Source organism: Lysobacter auxotrophicus (assembly GCF_027924565.1).
Classification (GTDB): domain Bacteria; phylum Pseudomonadota; class Gammaproteobacteria; order Xanthomonadales; family Xanthomonadaceae; genus Lysobacter_J; species Lysobacter_J auxotrophicus.
Genome location: NZ_AP027041.1, coordinates 2922253 through 2939134 on the forward strand (window position 1 = coordinate 2922253; position 16882 = coordinate 2939134).

The window sequence follows — 16882 nt, forward strand, 5'->3', positions numbered from 1 at the left end:
CGTCCGGTGGGCGTTACTCGCGGTGGTTCACGGAATCGCCTGCAACGCCGCGACGACGCCCGGGAGCACCGTACGCGTGCGTTTGTCGCTGGAACGGTCGGCCTCGACGTACACCGCCTGCAGGAACGCCACCAGGTCGTGGCGACGCGCCAGCCACTGCGCGTCCTTCCAGGCCAGCGACGGATCGCCCAGGCGCGGTACCAGCGCGGTGAACCAGTCCTTCCAGCCGGCCTCGTCGCGCACGCCGCGCTGCGCGGCAAGCACGATCGGAGCCGCCAGCCGCTGTGGTTCCCCGAACACGTACGCCACGCCCGCCGTCGGCACGGCCTGGGTCGCGATGGCGTCGACGATGCGGTGCAGTTGCGGGGCATCCAGCGCCGGATTCAGCGTGAGCTGCATGAGCCAGTCCGCGCCATGCGCGACGCCGTGTCGCCAGCCCTCGCCGGGTTCGAAGCCGCGGTAATCGCGCACCGATTCCAGATAGGTGACCGCACGCAGCACCATCGCCGTGCGTTCGGCGGGCGTCATCCACGGCGACGTCCGGTCGGTACGCGCCACTTCCGCCAGCGCCAGCGCCGCGAACGGCCATGCCACGGCGTCCGGATCGGGTTCGCCAAGCATCGCGTAGAAGCGGTCGCGTAGCGCGCGCAGGGTGTCAGGCGCGAGCTCGCCCTTGCGCATCCAGTTCGACAACGCGTCGTACGCTAGCTCGTCGCGCAGGTGCGAGTCCGGCGAGGCGAGGCAGTTCGCCAGCGCGTAGGCGAGCGTCGCGCGCTCGCCGGCGTCGGGCACGACGAACCCGCCCTGCCGCAGCGCATCGAGCCGTTCGACCGGCCAACCCTCCGGCGGGCAGCCCGGCGCCGCGAAAGCGGGCGTGGCCACTCCGAGGGCGGCGAGCAGCGTCAGACAATGCAGTGGCGATAGGCGCATGTGATGGGTTCCGGGCCAAGGACGGTGTCCGCGAGGGCGGCCGCATCGATGCGACGTCATCGCCGCGGCGCGCGCACGGGCCTATGATGCCCTGATGCGGCCGCCGGCCGCATTGCGCCATCCAGCTGCAACATCGCGATGTCCGAAAAGAAATCCATCGAACTCTACGTGAAGCCCGCCGGCGGCTGGGACGCGCTGCGCAGTTCCTGGCAGGCGCTGCGCGACCAGCAGGTCGTGATGAAGGGCGCCGGCACGCTGCTGCGCGCCAACCAGCCGCGCGGTTTCGATTGCCCCGGCTGCGCATGGCCCGACCGCAACGCGCATTCGACCTTCGAATTCTGCGAGAACGGCGTCAAGGCCGTGGCGAACGAAGCCACGTCGCGGCGCGTCACGCCGGAATTCTTCGCCGAACACACCGTGGCGTCGCTGGAGGAACGCGACGACCATTTCCTCGAAGCGCAGGGCCGGCTGACCGAGCCGATGGCCTATGACGCGACGACCGACCGGTATCGCCCCATCGCCTGGGACGACGCATTCGCCACGATAGCGCAGGCGCTCAATGCACTGGCCTCGCCGGACGAGGCGATCTTCTACACCTCCGGGCGCACGTCGAACGAAGCGGCGTTCCTCTACCAGTTGTTCGTGCGCGAGTACGGCACCAACAACCTGCCCGACTGTTCGAACATGTGCCACGAGGCATCGGGCGTGGCGCTCACCGAACAGCTCGGCAGCGGCAAGGGCTCGGTGACGCTGGCCGATTTCGAGCACGCGCAGGCGATCTTCATCTTCGGCCAGAACCCGGGCACCAACCACCCGCGCATGCTCGGCGAACTGCGCACCGCGGCCCGGCGCGGCTGCCGCATCGTCGCGTTCAATCCCCTGCGCGAACGCGGACTGGAGCGTTTCGCCAATCCGCAGTCGCCGACCGAGATGCTCGGCGGCGGCAGCACGCAGCTGGCCTCGGAGTACTACCAGCCGCGCATCGGCGGCGATCTCGCCGTCGCGACGGCGCTGTGCAAGGTGGTGATCGAGTCCGGCGCGGTCGACCACGCGTTCGTCGCCGCGCACACGCACGGCTACGACGACTTCGCCGCGACCGTGCGCGCGACGCAATGGGCCGCGCTGGAACGCGAATCGGGCCTGTCGCGCGCCGACCTCGAACAGGCCGGCCGCACTTACCTCGCCAGCGACGCCACCATCGTCTGCTGGGGCATGGGCATCACCCAGCATCCGCGCAGCGTCGCGACCATCCAGATGCTCGGCAACCTGCTGCTGTTGCGCGGCAACATCGGCAAGGCCGGCGCGGGGCCGTGCCCGGTGCGCGGGCACTCCAACGTGCAGGGCGATCGCACGATGGGCATCTACGAGCAGCCATCGCCCGCATTCCTCGACCGGCTCGGCGCGGCGTTCGACTTCACGCCGCCGCGCGCGCACGGCTACGACACCATCGCGGCGATCCAGGCCATGCACGACGGCCGCGCGAAGGTGTTCTTCGCGATGGGCGGCAACTTCGCCGCGGCCACGCCGGACACCGCGCACACGCACGAAGCGCTGCGGCGTTGCGACCTCACGGCGCACGTCAGCACCAAGCTCAACCGCTCGCACCTGGTGCACGGGCGCAATGCGCTGATTCTTCCGTGCCTGGGCCGGACCGAGATCGACCTGCAGGCCGAAGGCCCGCAGGCGGTGACGGTGGAGGATTCGATGAGCATGGTGCACCTGTCCTCGGGCATGAACCCGCCGGCGTCGACGCAGTTGATGTCCGAACCGGCGATCGTCGCGCATCTGGCCGCGGCGACGCTACCGAACAGCCGCACGCCGTGGCGCTGGCTGGTCGAGGACTACGACCGCATCCGCGACCGCATCGCGCAGGTGGTCGATGGCTTCGCCGGCTTCAACGCGCGCGTGCGCACCGACGGCGGCTTCCACCTGCACCATCCGGCGCGCGAGCGCATGTTCCCGACGAAGAGTGGCAAGGCGGGTTTCTATGCGCATGCGCTGGACACGCACGATGCGCAGTCCGACGTGCTGCAGCTGATGACCGTGCGTTCGCACGATCAGTACAACACCACCGTGTACGGCAAGGACGACCGCTATCGCGGCGTGCACGGCCTGCGCCGCGTGGTGTTCATCTCGCGCGCGGACCTGCAACGCCTGCAGCTTCGCGATGGCGAGCACGTCGACATCGGCACCGTGTGGCACGACGGCACCGATCGCGTCGTTCGCGATTTCCGCCTGGTCGAGTACGACATCCCGCCGGGCTGCCTCGCGGCGTATTTCCCCGAAACCAATCCGCTGGTGCCGCTGGACCACCACGCCGAACGCGCGCGCACGCCGGCTTCCAAGTCGATCCCCGTGCGGCTGCGCCGGAGTGCGGCATGAGCGAGGAACCCGCGCTGGCGTTGCTGCGCCTGTTGCGCGAGGAGGACGGCCAGTCGATCCACCGCGTCGCCAAGCGCCTGCAGCTGGGCCTGAGCGAACTGCAGCGCGTGCTCGCCGCGCTGGGCGACGACCCGCGTTTCGACGGGCTGGACCTGGTCGAACGCCGCCAGGATGGCGAGCGCACGTTGCTGTGGCTCACCGACAAAGGCCGCCGCCTCGTGGAAGGCGCATGAACGAGCCGCTGCAACCGGTGCAGGCGCTGCGCCTGCGCGCCGACGATCGCGAACCGCACGCCGATCGCGTGATCGTCGAGACGCCCGTCGCGCTGCTCTACAACGGCGAGTCGTTCGCCGTGATGATGGCGACGCCCGAATCGCTGGAGGATTTCGCGCTCGGCTTCGCGCTGAGCGAGGGCGTGGTCGGCGATGCGTCGGAATTCCGGCTGGTCGACATCGTGCGCCACGAGGGAGGCATCGCGTTGCACGCGGCGATTCCGCAGGCGCGCTTCGATGCATTGGCCGAACGACGCCGTGGCATGGAGGGCCGCAGCGGCTGCGGCCTGTGCGGCGTGGAAAGCCTGCAGGCGGCGCTGCGCCCGGTGCCGCACGTGGCCTCGCCCGTTCGCGTGGACGTGGCGACGATCCGCGCCGCACTCGACGCGCTGGCCGCGCAGCAACCGTTGAACGCGCTCAGCGGCGGTGTGCACGCGGCCGGCTTCGCGCACGCAGGCGGATTGCTGGTGCGCGAGGACGTCGGGCGCCACAACGCGCTGGACAAGCTGGTGGGCGCGATGTCGCACGCAGCGATCGCACCGGACGCCGGCTTCGTGGTGATCACCTCGCGCGCGTCCTACGAGATCGTGCACAAGGCCGCGACCGCCGGCATCGGCGTGGTCGTGGCGATTTCCGCCCCGACCGACCTCGCGATCCGCACCGCGGAAGCGGCCGGCGTGACGCTGGCCGCCTTCGCGCGCGGCGACTCACTCAACCTTTACAGCCACCCCGCCCGCATCGCCGCTGCCGGCTGAGCGCACCGGCGCCAGGTTGCGATCGAGGAACCGCAGCACGTTGTCGTAGTACTTCAGGCGCGACTTGTCGTCGTAGAAGCCGTGCGTTTCGTCCGAGGGAAAATAGCCCTCGTACTTCACGCCCGCCTGGTCAAGCGAACGGCGCATCGCGTGCAGGTGTTCGGGCGACACGCGGTAGTCGCGCATGCCCTGCACCAGCATGACCTGCGCGCGGATCTTGTCGGCATGGGCGGTGGGCGAATCCTCGCGCAGCCGCGCCATGTCGTCGCCGAGCGCCCGGGTGAGATAGGTTCGGCCCCACTTGGAGCGATGCGTGTCGCCCCAGCGGAACATCGTCGGCAGGTCGTACGGACCGGCCATGCCGACCACGCAGCGATACAGCGCCGGTTCGCGCACCGCGCCCATCAGCGCTGCGTAGCCGCCGTAACTCTCGCCCCAGATGCAGATGCGCGAGGCATCCACGCCGGCGTGTTCGATCGCCCAGCGCGTCGCGTCGGTGAGGTCGTCCTGCATCGCGCGGCCCCACTGGCGATGGCCGGCTTCGACGAAATCGCGCCCTCGCCCGCCGGAGCCGCGGAAGTTCAGGCGCAGCACCGCGTAGCCGCGCGTGGCGAGCATCTGCACGTCGTCGGCGAAGGCCCAGCTGTCGCTGATCTCGAACGGCCCGCCGTGCGGCATCACCACCAGCGGATGCGGGCCGTTGCCCGCGGGCACGTTGAGCCAGCCGTGCAGCGTGAGGCCGTCGCGCGCCTTGAACTCGAACGCCTGCACCGGTCGCATCGCGCGTTTCGACAGCCACGGCCGGCTGCGCGCCAGCAGTTTCAGGTCGCCGCTCACCGTGTCGAGCAGGTAGAACCGCGGCGGTTCGACCGGGCTGGTCACCGTGACCACGGCGCGCCGTCCGTCGCGGCTGGCGCTGGTCACGCGCGCGAATTCGCCGGGGAAGTTCGCGATGAGGTCGCGCGCCAGCGCCGCGTGCGGATGCTTCTCGTCGAAGAAACGCACCTGCGGCTGCACGCCGCCGTACACCGCGCCGATCGGCTCATGGCCGTCGAACGACCACACCAGCGCCTGCGGGCTCGCGTTGGCGTCGCTGGCCACCACGGTGCGTTCGGCCGTCGCCAAGTCGATGCGCTCGATGACGTCCGGGCCCTGTTTGCGCTCGCTGCGCAGGAAGCCGAACCGGCGGTCGAAGCTGGTGCCGATCGGCGTGATCTCCACGCCGCTCACGTTCTCGTCGTTGATCGACTCCCACTTGCCGTCGCGCAGCAGGAACACCTGCTGGCGATCGTCGTTGTCGCTCGCCCACGAGAAGCGGATCGTGCCGATGCGATCGGCGAGGAACGAGGCGTCCGGCACCGGGGCATCGACGAGGTCCTCGCGCTTGCCCACGCCGGTCTTGCGCATCTTGCGCGCTCGGATCCAGCACTCGTTCTTGAGCACCTTGTAGCAATAGGCGGTGAGCACGAAGTCCGGATCGTCCGGCAGCGGATCGATCAGGTACGCGCCGAACGCCGCACCGCTGGTGCCGTCGACGTCCAGCGGGTGCAGGTTTGGCAGCTGGTAGGGCTGCGCCATCGTGCCGAACTTCATCGACGCCGACGCGAGCACGCGCGTGCTGGAGATCCACTGCTCCGAATCGATGAAGCCGTCGCGGCCCGGATCGAGCTTCGCGGTGACCTTCATGTCGCTCACGCGCAGGATCGTCAGCAGCGTGCGGTCCTCGAAGGGAATCCGCGCGGCGAGGTAATCCCCGCCCGGCGAAAGCGTCATCGACTCGAATTCCGGCTTGCGGAGGAACTCCTCCAGCGTCGGCGCCTGCTGCGCACTGGCCGACCACGCCGCGAGCGCGAGCGTCGCGGCGACTACGAAACCTTTCATGCGTCCCCCATTCATCATCCCTGCGCCGTCCCCACGGCAAACGCACGATATGCCAAGCACCTGCGCGCACGCCAGATCCGGCAAGGCGGCGGCGACCATCGGCCCATGCGACGGCGGGGGCGCAGGCGATATCCTCGGCCGACCGCGGCCCCGCCGCCTGATCCGAGCCCAAGAGACGTCCATGCCCTCGTTGCGTCCCCATTTGCTTGCCGCCGCCGTGCTGAGCGTCGGCCTCGCCGCCTGCCAGCCGCAGACCGCGCCTGCGCCCGCCGATTCGAAGGCCACCGCCGCCGCCCCGGCGTCCGATGCCGCCGCCGACGCGCGCCTGGCCGAAATCTCCCAGCAGTGGCTCGACGGCTGGCTGCGTTTGAATCCGGTCTCGGCCACGCAGATCGGCAAGCACGATTACGACAGCGAGGTCGACGACCTCAGCGCCGCCGGCCGGCAGGCGCAGGTGGATTTCGCGAAGAAGATCCTCGGCGAACTCGATGGCCTGGACACCGCGAAGCTCTCGCGCGAGAACCAGATCGATGCGTCGATCCTGCGCAACCAGGTGCGCGGCGACATCTGGAACATCGACACGCTGCAGAGCTGGGCGTGGGATCCGCAGGTGTACAGCGGCCTGGCCGGCGGCGCGATCTACAACCTGATGGCGCGCGAATTCGCGCCGATGCCGCAGCGCCTGAAGTCGGCGACCGCGCGCATGCAGAAGATCCCGAACATCTACGCGCAGATGCGCGAGAACCTGGATCCGGCGCGCGTGCCGAAGATCCACGCCGAGACCGTCGCCAAGCAGAACGCCGGCATCCTCAGCCTGATCGATACCTTCATCACGCCCAACGCCGGCCAGCTGCAGGGCGAGGATCGCAAGGCGCTCGACGACGCCGTCGCCAACCTGCGCCGCGCGGTGGCCGAACAGCAGACCTGGCTCGACAAGACGCTGGTGCCGAATGCGAAGGGCGAGTTCCGCATCGGCCAGAAGCTGTACGACGAGAAGCTGCAGTTCTCGCTGAATTCCTCGCTGTCGCGCGCGGAGATCAAGCAGCGCGCCGAGGGCGAACTCAAGCGCGTGCGCGGCGAGATGTACGCCATCGCGCAGACCGTGCTGAAGGACAAGCCGAACGCGCCGGACATGCCGGCCAACCCGTCGCCGGAACAGCAACAGGCAGCGATCGAAGCAGCGCTCGAACTGGCCTACGCCGAGAAGCCCGCGCGCGATCAGGTCGTCGATTTCGCGAAGCAGACGCTCGCCTCGGCGACCGACTTCACGCGCAAGCACGACCTGGTCACCGTGCCCAACGATCCGGTGAAGATCATCCTGATGCCGGAATTCCAGCGCGGCGTCGCGGTGGCCTATTGCGATTCGCCGGGTCCGCTCGACAAGGGCCTGGACACGTACTACGCGATTTCGCCGATTCCGGACGAGTGGGACGCCGAGCAGGCCGATTCGTTCCTGCGTGAATACAACAACCGGATGATCCACCTGCTGTCGATCCACGAGGCGATGCCGGGTCATTACCTGGAAGGCGCGCACTCGGTGAAGTCGCATTCCACGCTGCGGTCGGTATTGCGTTCCGGCCTGTTCGCCGAAGGTTGGGCGGTCTACACCGAAGACATGATGGCCGACGCGGGTTATCTGGATAACGACCCGCTGTTCCGCCTGGTGCAGCTGAAGTTCTACCTGCGCACGATCGCCAACGCGATCCTCGACCAGGGCGTGCACGTGGACAACTGGAGCAAGGAACAGGCGATGGAGCTGATGACGAAGCAGGCGTTCCAGCAGGAGCGCGAAGCCGCCGGCAAGTGGGTGCGCGCGCAGCTGACCAGCGCGCAGCTGCCGACGTACTTCGTCGGCGCGCAGGAGCACTTCGACATGCGCAAGGCGGTGGAAGCCAAGCTGGGCGACAAGTTCAACGCCAAGGCCTACCACGACCAGGTGCTGAGCTACGGCGCCCCGCCGGTGCGTTTCGTGCGCGAGATGATGCTGGACGAGCCGATCCAGTGACGGTCCGGCGCGTGGCCGCGCTCGCGGCCACGCCTTCGCCGGACCGTCATCCCCGCGAAGGCGGGGATCCAACCGTCCGACGTCATCGTGTTCAAGGCCGCGGCTGCTTGCAGTCGCGGCTCTTTATTCCGTCATCCCGGCGAAAGCCGGCACCCGCATGCCGCTCTTGTAGCCCGGGTAAGGCGAAGCCGCACCCGGGTGTTCGCCACGACTAAGCGATGCGTTGACGCTCCGTGTTCCCCGGGTGCGCTGCGCTTACCCGGGCTACAAACGCCGGCTTCGATCAGCGCGCCCGCCCGTCAAACTGCACCACCTTCAGCGACGCCGGCTCCACGCCTTCCAGGCAACGGGCGTTGATCGCGACCATCGGCGTGCCGTCGGGCATCTGGCCTTCGGTAAACGGCGAGATGCCGCACTCCGGGCAGAAGTGGTGCTGCAGCTTGTGCGTGTTGAAGGTGTAGGTGCGGTAGTTCGACGCCGGCGTCTTCAGGTCGAACGCGGTGGCCGGCACGAACCACAGCAATCCGCCGCGCTTGGCGCACAGCGAACAATTGCAGTCCAGGACCTGGTCGATCTCGCCGTCGACTTCATAGGCGATGCCGCCGCAATGACAACCTCCGCTGTAATGCGCCATGTCGCGATCCTCCGTGCAGGTGTGGGGAAAGTGGCGATTGTGCCCCAGCACGGCGACGCCGGAATGTGCCCAAGCCGACATCGGCTTAACCCGCCCGCGCTATCCTGCGGCCCCGTCTCCGCCAGGGAAGTCGCCATGCCCACCTCACGCCGCGGCAGCACCGTCGTCCCCACCCTCAGCTACCGCGACGCGCCGGCGATGATCGACTGGCTCGTGCGCGCCTTCGGCTTCCAGAAACAGGCCGTGTACATGGACGGCGACGTCGTGCTGCACGCGCAGCTCACCTTCGGCGACACCGGCATGATCATGCTCGGCTCGGCGAACAAGGACGGCGACTGGGCGAAACTGATGGCGCAGCCGGACGAGATCGGCGGCCGTTCCACCCACGGCGTGTGCGTCGTCGTCGACGATGCCGACGCGCTCTACGCCCGCGCGAAAGACGCCGGCGCCGGGATCGTCATCGACATCGCCGACCAGCACTACGGCGGACGCGGCTTTGCCGCGCGCGATCCGGAAGGGTACGTGTGGTGGTTCGGCAGCTACGATCCGTGGTCCGAAGGCGAAAACGAAACCGGGAACACCTGAGCATGGAACTGTTCGAAGAACATCCGCGGCCGATCGACGGCATCCGCGTCGGCATCGGCGGCTGGACGTTCGCGCCGTGGCGCGACAACTTTTACCCCAAGGGCCTCGTGCAGCGGCGCGAGCTGGAATACGCCAGCCGCCGCCTCACCGCGATCGAGGTCAACGGCACCTACTACGGCGCGCAGAAACCGGCGACCTACGCCAAATGGGCAGCGGAAACGCCGGAAGGTTTCGTGTTCTCGGCGAAGGCGCCGATGCGCATCATGCAGTCGCGCGCGCTTGCGAAGACCGGCCCGCAGATCGAGGATTTCCTCGGCGGCATCGCCTCGCTCGGCGATCGCCTGGGCCCGATCGTGTGGCAGTTCGACGCGAACCAGAAGATCCAGCGCGAGCCGTTCGCGCAATTCCTGTCGATGCTTCCCACGCAGGTCGAAGGCCGGCCCCTGCGCCACGTGCTGGACGTGCGCGATCCCAAGTTCGTCGACGCCGATTACATCGCGCTCGCCCGCAGCCACCGCATGGCGACGGTGTTCACCGACTCCGACGAGCACCCGTCTTTCAGCGATGTCACCGCCGATTTCGTCTACGCGCGGCTGATGCGCTCACGCAGCGACATCCCCACCGGCTACACCGACGCGGAACTCGCCACGTGGGCCAAGCGCGCGCATGAATGGGCGACGGGCGCGCAGCCGCCCGGACTGCCGACGCTGGCGAAGGACGCCGCGCCGAAGCAGACACGCGACGTGTACGTGTTCTTCATCAGCGCCGCGAAAGAGCGCAACCCGGCCGCGGCGATGGCGTTGATCGAGCGGTTGTAGGGGTTGGGAATTGGGAATTGGGATCGTGATTCGTGATTCATGATTTGTGATTTGTGATTTGTGATTTGTGATTTGTGATTTGTGATTTGTGATTTGTGATTTGTGATTTGTGATTTGTGATTTGTGATTTGTGAATCGGGAATCGGGAATCGGGAATCGTCGTAGCTTCCCCACTCCGTCATCCCGGCGAAAGCCGGGACCCAGGCCCGGCGCGGATCCGCCACTGTGACGTCGAAGGACGTGCCGGCTCCGACGCTCCCATCCCGCATCCGCCTCCAACGCCTCGGCCCACATTTCCGGCATTTCGCCGCATGGACCGTGCCGAACGGCACTCCCCTGCGCGCGGCCGCGACACTATCAACGGCACTATCGGCTTTCCCGCCGCCGTGAAGAGAGTGATCGCCATGACCAGCCGTCGCGAATTCATCTCCACCGCCACCCTGGCCGCCGCGGGCGTCGCTCTCGCGCCGCTCGCCGCCTGCAGCCAGGAACGCCCACCCGCCGCGGCCGCTTCGAACGCTGTGCCCGCCAAGCCGTTCAGCGGCAAGCTCATCACGCGCACCATCCCGTCCAGCGGCCAGAAGATCCCGGTGATCGGCATGGGCACCTCGGGCAGTTTCGAAACCGGCGCCGACGCCGGCGAACGCGCGCCGCTGCGTGAAGTACTGGAGGCCTTCGTCGCCGCCGGCGGCACGCTCATCGACACCGCACCCACCTACTCCACCGCCGAGGACGTGCTGGGCGATCTCATCGCGCAGACGAAGACGCGCGACAAGCTGTTCCTGGCGACGAAGCTCTCCGGCGTGACCGGCCGCGACGAAGGCCTGAAGCAGTTCAACGATTCGCTGCGCCGGCTGCGCACCGACAAGGTCGAGCTGCTGCAGGTGCACAACCTGCGCGACACCGCGGCGCAGATTGCGCTCGCGCGCGAACTCAAGCAGCAGGGCAAGACGAAATACACCGGCCTCACGCACTACCGCGAGGACGGCCAGGCGCAGCTCGCCGACGAGATGCGCAAGTACAAGCCCGACTTCATCCAGATCAACTACTCGCCCGTGTCGCGCGGCGCGGAGCAGACGATCTTCCCGCTCGCGCAGGAACTGGGCTGCGCGGTGATGATCAACCGTGCGTTCGAGGACGGACGCCTCATCACGCAGGTGCGCGACAAGCCGCTGCCGCCGTGGGCGAAAGACGTCGGCGCGGATTCGTGGGCGCAGCTGTTCCTGAAGTTCGTGCTGAGCCATCCGGCGGTGACGGTGGTGATTCCGGCAACGTCGAAGGTGAAGCACCAGGTCGACAACCTGCGCGCGGGCACCGGCACGCTGCTGGATGCGAAGCAGCGCGACGCGCTGATCGCGGCGCTGGCCTGAGCACGGACGCCGCATGAGCCTGCGCACGCGCATCGCCCGCACCTTCGGCGTGGCCGAAGGCGAAGAACGTCCGGTCCTCACCGGCGCCCTGCTCTTCTTCGTGATGTTCGCCGGCTATTTCATGCTGCGGCCGGTGCGCGAAACCATGGGCGTCGCCGGCGGCGTGGACAACCTGCAATGGCTGTTCACCGGCACGTTCCTGGCGACGCTCGCGGCGATGCCGCTGTTCGGCTGGATCGCTTCGAAGGTGCCGCGCCGGCGCATCCTGCCGTGGACGTTCGGCTTCTTCGCGGTGAACCTGGCTCTCTTCGCGCTGGGTTTCCAGCGCGATCCGGAGAACGTGTGGATCGCCCGCACGTTCTACATCTGGATCTCGGTGTTCAACCTGATCGCGATCTCGGTGATCTGGAGCGTGTGCGTCGACCTGTTCCCCAGCGCGCAGGCCAAGCGGCTGTTCGCGTTGATGGCCGCCGGCGCGAGCCTGGGCGGACTGGTCGGGCCGCTGCTCGGCATCGCGCTGGTCGGCCCGATCGGCCACGCGGGATTGCTGTGGCTCGCCGCGGCGCTGCTGCTGGTCGGCATCGGCATCGCGCGGCACCTGCAGCACTGGCGCGATGCGCAGCCGGTGCGCGACGAACTGACCGCGCAGGCGCGTGCGCGTCCGCTGGGCGGCCATCCGTTCGCCGGCATCACGACGGTGCTGCGCTCGCCGTACCTGCTGGGCATCTCGCTGTTCGTGCTGCTGCTGGCGAGCGTGAGCACGTTCCTGTACTTCGAACAGGCCCGACTGGTGGAGATGAAGTTCCCCAATCGCGACGACCAGACGCGCGTGTTCGGCACCATCGACGCGATCGTGCAGAGCCTGACGATCCTCTCGCAGCTGTTCATCACCGGGCGTCTGGTGCAGCGCCTGGGCATGGCGGCGCTGCTGGTCGCGGTGCCGGTGGTGACGATGCTGGGTTTCGTGTGGCTCGCGTTCGCGCCGACGTTCGCGGTGCTCGCGGTGGTGATGGTCGTGCGTCGCGCGGGCGAGTACGCCTTCGTGCGACCGGGCCGCGAAATGCTGTTCACCGTCGTGCCGACGGAAGCCAAGTACAAGGCGAAGAACTTCATCGACTCGGTCGTGTACCGCGGCGCCGACGCGGTCAGCGGCTGGGCGAAGGCGCTGGTCGACATGCTCGCGCAGCAGCCGGCGATCGCCGCGCTGCTCGGCGCGGCCATTGCACTGGCGTGGGCATTGACCGGCGCCGGCCTGGCACGTGCGCAGGCGCGCGTGATCGAGAAGGACGCGTTGCCGGAAGGGTTGGATGTCGCGGGTGAGGGGTTGCGGCGGTAGGGAGGTCTTGCGTGGGTGCGTTGGCGCGGCTTCCCTTCAAACCATCCCGGCGAAGGAAGGGAGTCAGGTCGGTCGCGTTCCCCGGGTGCGCTTCGCTTACCCGGGCTACAAAAGCGTACGACACCGTCATCCTGGCGGAGGCCGGGATCCAGGCCCGCGGCGAGAGCAGAGCGGGAGAACGCCACATCAAGATGGGTTCCAGCTTTCGCTGGAATGACGGCGGGTGGTTGGCCGATGAGGGAGTGCCCGCGCGTTACGGGCATGGTCCATCACCCTCACCCCCGCAACTTCCCCATCGCCCGCACCGGAAACGTCCCCATGCCCCGCACCTTTGGCGGCATCGCGCTGAACTCGAATCCCTCATCCGGGAGCGCGGCCAGATTGCACAGGTGCTCGACGATCAGGATGTCTGCGCCCAGCAGCACCGAATGCACCGGCCGCGATTTTCCGCTGGTGTCGTCGATGTTCATCGAGTCGATGCCCACCAGCTTGACGCCGCAATCGCGCAGGTACTCCGCCGCGTCCTGCGTCAGGAACGGGTGCTCCACCGCGTAGGACGCCTCGCGCCAGTACGCATCCCAACCGGTGTGCACCAGCACGGCGCGGCCGCGCAGCTCGCGGTCGCGGAACCACGAGGCGTCGATCGCGCGCACGTCGCGGTGATCGGCGCGGATCACGATCGCGTCGAGGTCGCAGAACGCTTCCGGTTCGATCTGCGACAGATCGTGGCCGTGTTCGTAACGGTGGGACGGACAGTCGAGGTAAGTGCCGGTGTTGGCCACCATGTCGATGCGGCCGATCTGGAACTCGGTGCCGGCCTCGTACACCTCGCGCGACCGCTCGCGGCTGAGGTAATCGCAGATGCGCGCGGCCGGCAGGCCGGGATACGTGACCAGGCCGTCCTCGATGACGTGGCTCAGCTCGATGTAGAGGCGGCGCTCGTCCGATGCATCGCGCGTCTTGCGCTTGTGCGCCTCGACGATGATCTTCTTGTTGAGGATGCGCGCGGGCCCGACCATGAGCAGGCGCAGGTCGCGCACGATGTAATCGACGAGCGCGGCATCGTCGATGTCGTCGCCTTCGATGTCGAGGCGGAAGTCCTGCCCCTGGATGCCGCCGCCGTTGGTGAACTGCAGATCGAAATCGAAGACGACGCGTTTCTGGGTCATGGGCTCGTTCCGTGAAGACAAGGGCACACTCCCCTGCGTGCAGAGGAGGCTTGGGGAAGGGTGAGGTACGCAGCGCCCGGGAAGCGAGGGAAAAGGGCACGGAGGCGCATCGTTGCATCGCACGCCCCGCCCCTCACCCAACCCCTCTCCCGCTGGGAGAGGGGCTTAAAGGCGCGTCATTTCGCGGCGCGCTGGCTGAAGGCCACGCTGCCCAGGATCATCGCGCCGGCGATGCCCATCTTGATCGTCAGCGGTTCGTCCAGCAGCAGCCACGCCCACGCGACGCCGAACACCGGGATCAGGTAGGTCACCGTAGATGCGCGGCTCGCGCCGATGCGCGCGATCAAGCGGTAGTACATGACGAACGCCAGGCCCGTGCAGACGACGCCGAGCATCGCGACGGAGAACCACGACTTCGCCGGGATCGCATGCGTCGGCCATGTCGCCAGTGCGAACGGGAGCGTCAGCACCGCCGACACGCCCAGCGTCGCCGACGCCACCGCGGCCGGCGGCAAGCCGGTGAGGTGGCGACGCACCAGGTTGATGCCGATGCCGTACAGGAACGACGCCGTCGCGCCCGCCGCCACCGCCCAGCCGACCTGGTCGCCGCCGGCGGTCTTGTCGCCGGCCAGGACGACCACGCCGGCGAAACCGACGACCAGCGCGATTGCGCGGCGTGCGCCGATCTTCTCGTGGAAGAACAGCGCGCCGACCATCGCGGTGAACAGCACGGTCATCGCATTGGAGATCGCGCCGATGCCCGCGGGCGCACGCTGCGCGGCCCACGCGAACAGCATGAACGGCAGCGCGGAATTCACCGCGCCGATGATCGCCAGCTTCGGCCACAGCTTCAGCGGGAACTGGGCGCGTGAGCGCAACAGGAACGGCAGCAGCACCAGCGAACCGAGCGCCAGGCGCAGTTCCACCAGCGGCATGGCGCCGAAATCCTTCGCCGCCACGCGCATGAAAAGGAACGAGGCGCCCCAGATCGCGCCGAGCAGCGCGAGTTCGAGCGGGGTCAGCCAGCCGCGTTCGCGCGCGTCGGGCACTACGGGAGCGGTCACAGCGGTGTTCATCGCAAACCTCGTGGGGGGAGGATGTGAAAGCAGGTCAGCCCTGCGTGGGGTGGTAGCAGTGCGTGATGGATTCCGGGCTGCCGCCGGCGGCGAGGAACGCCGAATACCCGAGGTTCATGCCGATGAGCCGCACGCCAGTGTCGGTGCGCGGGCGATGGCGGCTGTCGGGCGCGAAGTAGACATAGGTACCAGGGCCGAAGCGCGCCGCGCCCTCGATCACCTCGCCTTCGATGACGTAGTACGACTCGCCGGTTTCGTGGTGGTCCAGCACCGGCCACTGCGCGCCCGGCGCCATGTCGACCACCCACACGCGCACGCCCGGGCCCGCGGGCAGGTCGCGCCGCGTGCAGCCTTCGCCGATGTGCAGCGCGGGCACCTCGTCGAGGTGCCAGGCCCGCATCGCGGCGGGCGCCGGGGTGTCGAAGTCGGCGTCGTTGGAGGCGACCTCGTGCGGCGTGGTGTCGTTGGAACGGTCCATGTGCGGCTCCTGCGTCGCCCGCCCGGGCGGCGGCGCGACGACGATCGAGAAATACGGCTCAACCCGAACCGCCATTGTCGTTCTGGCGCAGGACCTTACAAGCGCATACTTTCGCAGACAGACACAAAAATAATTTGAGGCTCACATGGCCCTGCGCGCGGACTGGCTGCCTGCCCTCACGGCGTTCGAATCGGCGGCACGCCACCAGAACTTCGCCCACGCCGCGGAGGAACTGCACCTCACGGCGAGCGCCGTCAGCCACCACGTCCGCAAGCTCGAATCCCGCCTGGGCGTGCCGCTGTTCCAGCGCCATGCGCGCGGTGTCTCGCTGACGGCGCAGGGCCGCCAGCTCGCCGATGCGGCCGGCACCGCGCTGGCCGACGTGGACGGCGTGCTGCGCAGCCTGCGCGGTTCGCGCGAGGACGAGGGCCGCGTGCGCATCACGACGCTGCACTCGCTGGCCTACACGTGGCTGCTGCCGCGGCTGCCCGACTTCACCCGGGCGCACCCGGGCCTGAGCCTCAACGTCGATACCGAGATCGCCCTGACGCGGTTCGACGAGGGCGGCCCCGACCTCGGCATCCGCCACGGGCCGGGCCACTGGCCGGGGCTGACGGCGCATTTCCTGATGGATGAGTCGCTGTTCCCGGTGACCTCGCCCGACTACGCGGCGACGGCCGGCATCGCGTCGGCGCCCGACCTCGCCCGCCATCCGCTCATCGCCGACCACGCGCGCCAGGGGTGGCACGACTGGTTCCGCGCCACGCACGTGCACGGGGCGAAGTTCGAGGAGCGCTACACCTTCAGCGATACCACCGACGCGATGAAGGCCGCCGCGGCGGGACTCGGCATCGCCTTGGCGCGCTCGCGCATCGCGGTGCCCTACCTGGAGCGTGGCGAACTCGTCCGCCTGCCCGTGCCGTCGATGCCGGCGCGATGGGGGTATTACGCGGTGTATCCCGCGCACCGCCGCCTGCGACCGGCGGCGCAGGCGTTCCTGGACTGGTTGGTCGAACACCGGGAGCGGTAGGCACTGGCGCTCTTGTAGCCCGGGTAAGGCGAAGCCGCACCCGGGGAACGAAGCGCGACCAGCCCCAGGGTGCACTTCGCTTACCCGGGCTACCACCGCAGCGGAAAACTTTTTTCGAGGCCGTGTCGATTTCCCCCACGCCCCTTCGTCGTCTCCACAAG

General features: G+C 68.4%; 15 protein-coding genes. 9 read left to right on the forward strand and 6 right to left on the reverse strand.

All coding sequences use genetic code 11. The features are described from left to right. Positions 1-27 precede the first annotated feature (27 nt). Positions 28-882 (reverse strand): DUF2785 domain-containing protein, encoded by an 855-nt coding sequence (locus LA521A_RS13160; protein ID WP_281779330.1) that lies wholly within the window; start codon positions 880-882, stop codon positions 28-30. A gap of 186 nt (positions 883-1068) precedes the next feature. Between LA521A_RS13160 and LA521A_RS13165 the strand changes: the two genes are divergently transcribed. The 3 genes from LA521A_RS13165 to fdhD are packed head-to-tail and all read left to right on the forward strand — an operon-like array spanning position 1069 to position 4339. Further along, a complete protein-coding gene (locus tag LA521A_RS13165; protein WP_281779331.1) occupies positions 1069-3312 on the forward strand; it encodes an FdhF/YdeP family oxidoreductase in 2244 nt (747 codons plus the stop codon). Further along, positions 3309-3545, forward strand: a complete 237-nt coding sequence (locus LA521A_RS13170; protein WP_281779332.1) for a hypothetical protein — start codon at positions 3309-3311, stop codon at positions 3543-3545. The genes LA521A_RS13165 and LA521A_RS13170 overlap by 4 nt, the downstream gene beginning before the upstream one ends. Then, positions 3542-4339: a formate dehydrogenase accessory sulfurtransferase FdhD gene (gene fdhD / locus LA521A_RS13175; protein WP_281779333.1), complete on the forward strand. Its 798-nt coding sequence runs from the start codon at positions 3542-3544 to the stop codon at positions 4337-4339. The genes LA521A_RS13170 and fdhD overlap by 4 nt, the downstream gene beginning before the upstream one ends. Here fdhD and LA521A_RS13180 read toward each other — a convergent pair. Beyond that, positions 4292-6220, reverse strand: coding sequence for an alpha/beta hydrolase family protein (locus LA521A_RS13180; RefSeq protein ID WP_281779334.1), 1929 nt, complete (start codon positions 6218-6220; stop codon positions 4292-4294). The two genes, fdhD and LA521A_RS13180, sit on opposite strands and share 48 nt — an antisense overlap. 190 nt (positions 6221-6410) lie before the next feature. On the opposite strand from LA521A_RS13180, the gene LA521A_RS13185 reads away from it, so the two are divergent. Beyond that, positions 6411-8225 (forward strand): DUF885 domain-containing protein, encoded by a 1815-nt coding sequence (locus LA521A_RS13185; protein WP_281782096.1) that lies wholly within the window; start codon positions 6411-6413, stop codon positions 8223-8225. Between the two features lie 283 nt (positions 8226-8508). On the opposite strand, the gene LA521A_RS13190 is transcribed toward LA521A_RS13185, so the two are convergent. Further along, a complete protein-coding gene (locus tag LA521A_RS13190; protein WP_281779335.1) occupies positions 8509-8859 on the reverse strand; it encodes a GFA family protein in 351 nt (116 codons plus the stop codon). A 135-nt stretch (positions 8860-8994) separates the two neighbouring features. On the opposite strand from LA521A_RS13190, the gene LA521A_RS13195 reads away from it, so the two are divergent. From LA521A_RS13195 to LA521A_RS13210, 4 genes are all read left to right on the forward strand, one after another. Then, positions 8995-9444: a VOC family protein gene (locus tag LA521A_RS13195; protein ID WP_281779336.1), complete on the forward strand. Its 450-nt coding sequence runs from the start codon at positions 8995-8997 to the stop codon at positions 9442-9444. Positions 9445-9446: 2 nt separating this feature from the next. Continuing rightward, on the forward strand, positions 9447-10262 hold the full coding sequence (locus LA521A_RS13200; protein WP_281779337.1) for a DUF72 domain-containing protein: 816 nt from the start codon (positions 9447-9449) through the stop codon (positions 10260-10262). A 404-nt stretch (positions 10263-10666) separates the two neighbouring features. Continuing rightward, on the forward strand, positions 10667-11632 hold the full coding sequence (locus tag LA521A_RS13205; protein ID WP_281779338.1) for an aldo/keto reductase: 966 nt from the start codon (positions 10667-10669) through the stop codon (positions 11630-11632). Positions 11633-11645: 13 nt separating this feature from the next. Continuing rightward, entirely contained in the window at positions 11646-12968 is a 1323-nt protein-coding gene (locus LA521A_RS13210) for an NTP/NDP exchange transporter (protein ID WP_281779339.1), read from the forward strand. 275 nt (positions 12969-13243) lie between these two features. Here LA521A_RS13210 and LA521A_RS13215 read toward each other — a convergent pair whose 3' ends face one another. The 3 genes from LA521A_RS13215 to LA521A_RS13225 form a co-directional block, all read right to left on the reverse strand. Next, positions 13244-14137 (reverse strand): cyclase family protein, encoded by an 894-nt coding sequence (locus tag LA521A_RS13215; RefSeq protein ID WP_281779340.1) that lies wholly within the window; start codon positions 14135-14137, stop codon positions 13244-13246. Positions 14138-14313: 176 nt separating this feature from the next. After that, complete coding sequence (locus LA521A_RS13220) at positions 14314-15213, reverse strand: DMT family transporter (RefSeq protein ID WP_281779341.1); 900 nt, start codon at positions 15211-15213, stop codon at positions 14314-14316. A gap of 34 nt (positions 15214-15247) precedes the next feature. Beyond that, positions 15248-15691, reverse strand: coding sequence for a cupin domain-containing protein (locus LA521A_RS13225; protein WP_281779342.1), 444 nt, complete (start codon positions 15689-15691; stop codon positions 15248-15250). 145 nt (positions 15692-15836) lie between these two features. Between LA521A_RS13225 and LA521A_RS13230 the strand changes: the two genes are divergently transcribed. Beyond that, positions 15837-16721 carry a LysR substrate-binding domain-containing protein gene (locus LA521A_RS13230; RefSeq protein ID WP_281779343.1) on the forward strand — a complete coding sequence of 295 codons (885 nt, stop codon included), beginning with the start codon at positions 15837-15839 and terminating at the stop codon, positions 16719-16721. Positions 16722-16882 lie beyond the last annotated feature (161 nt).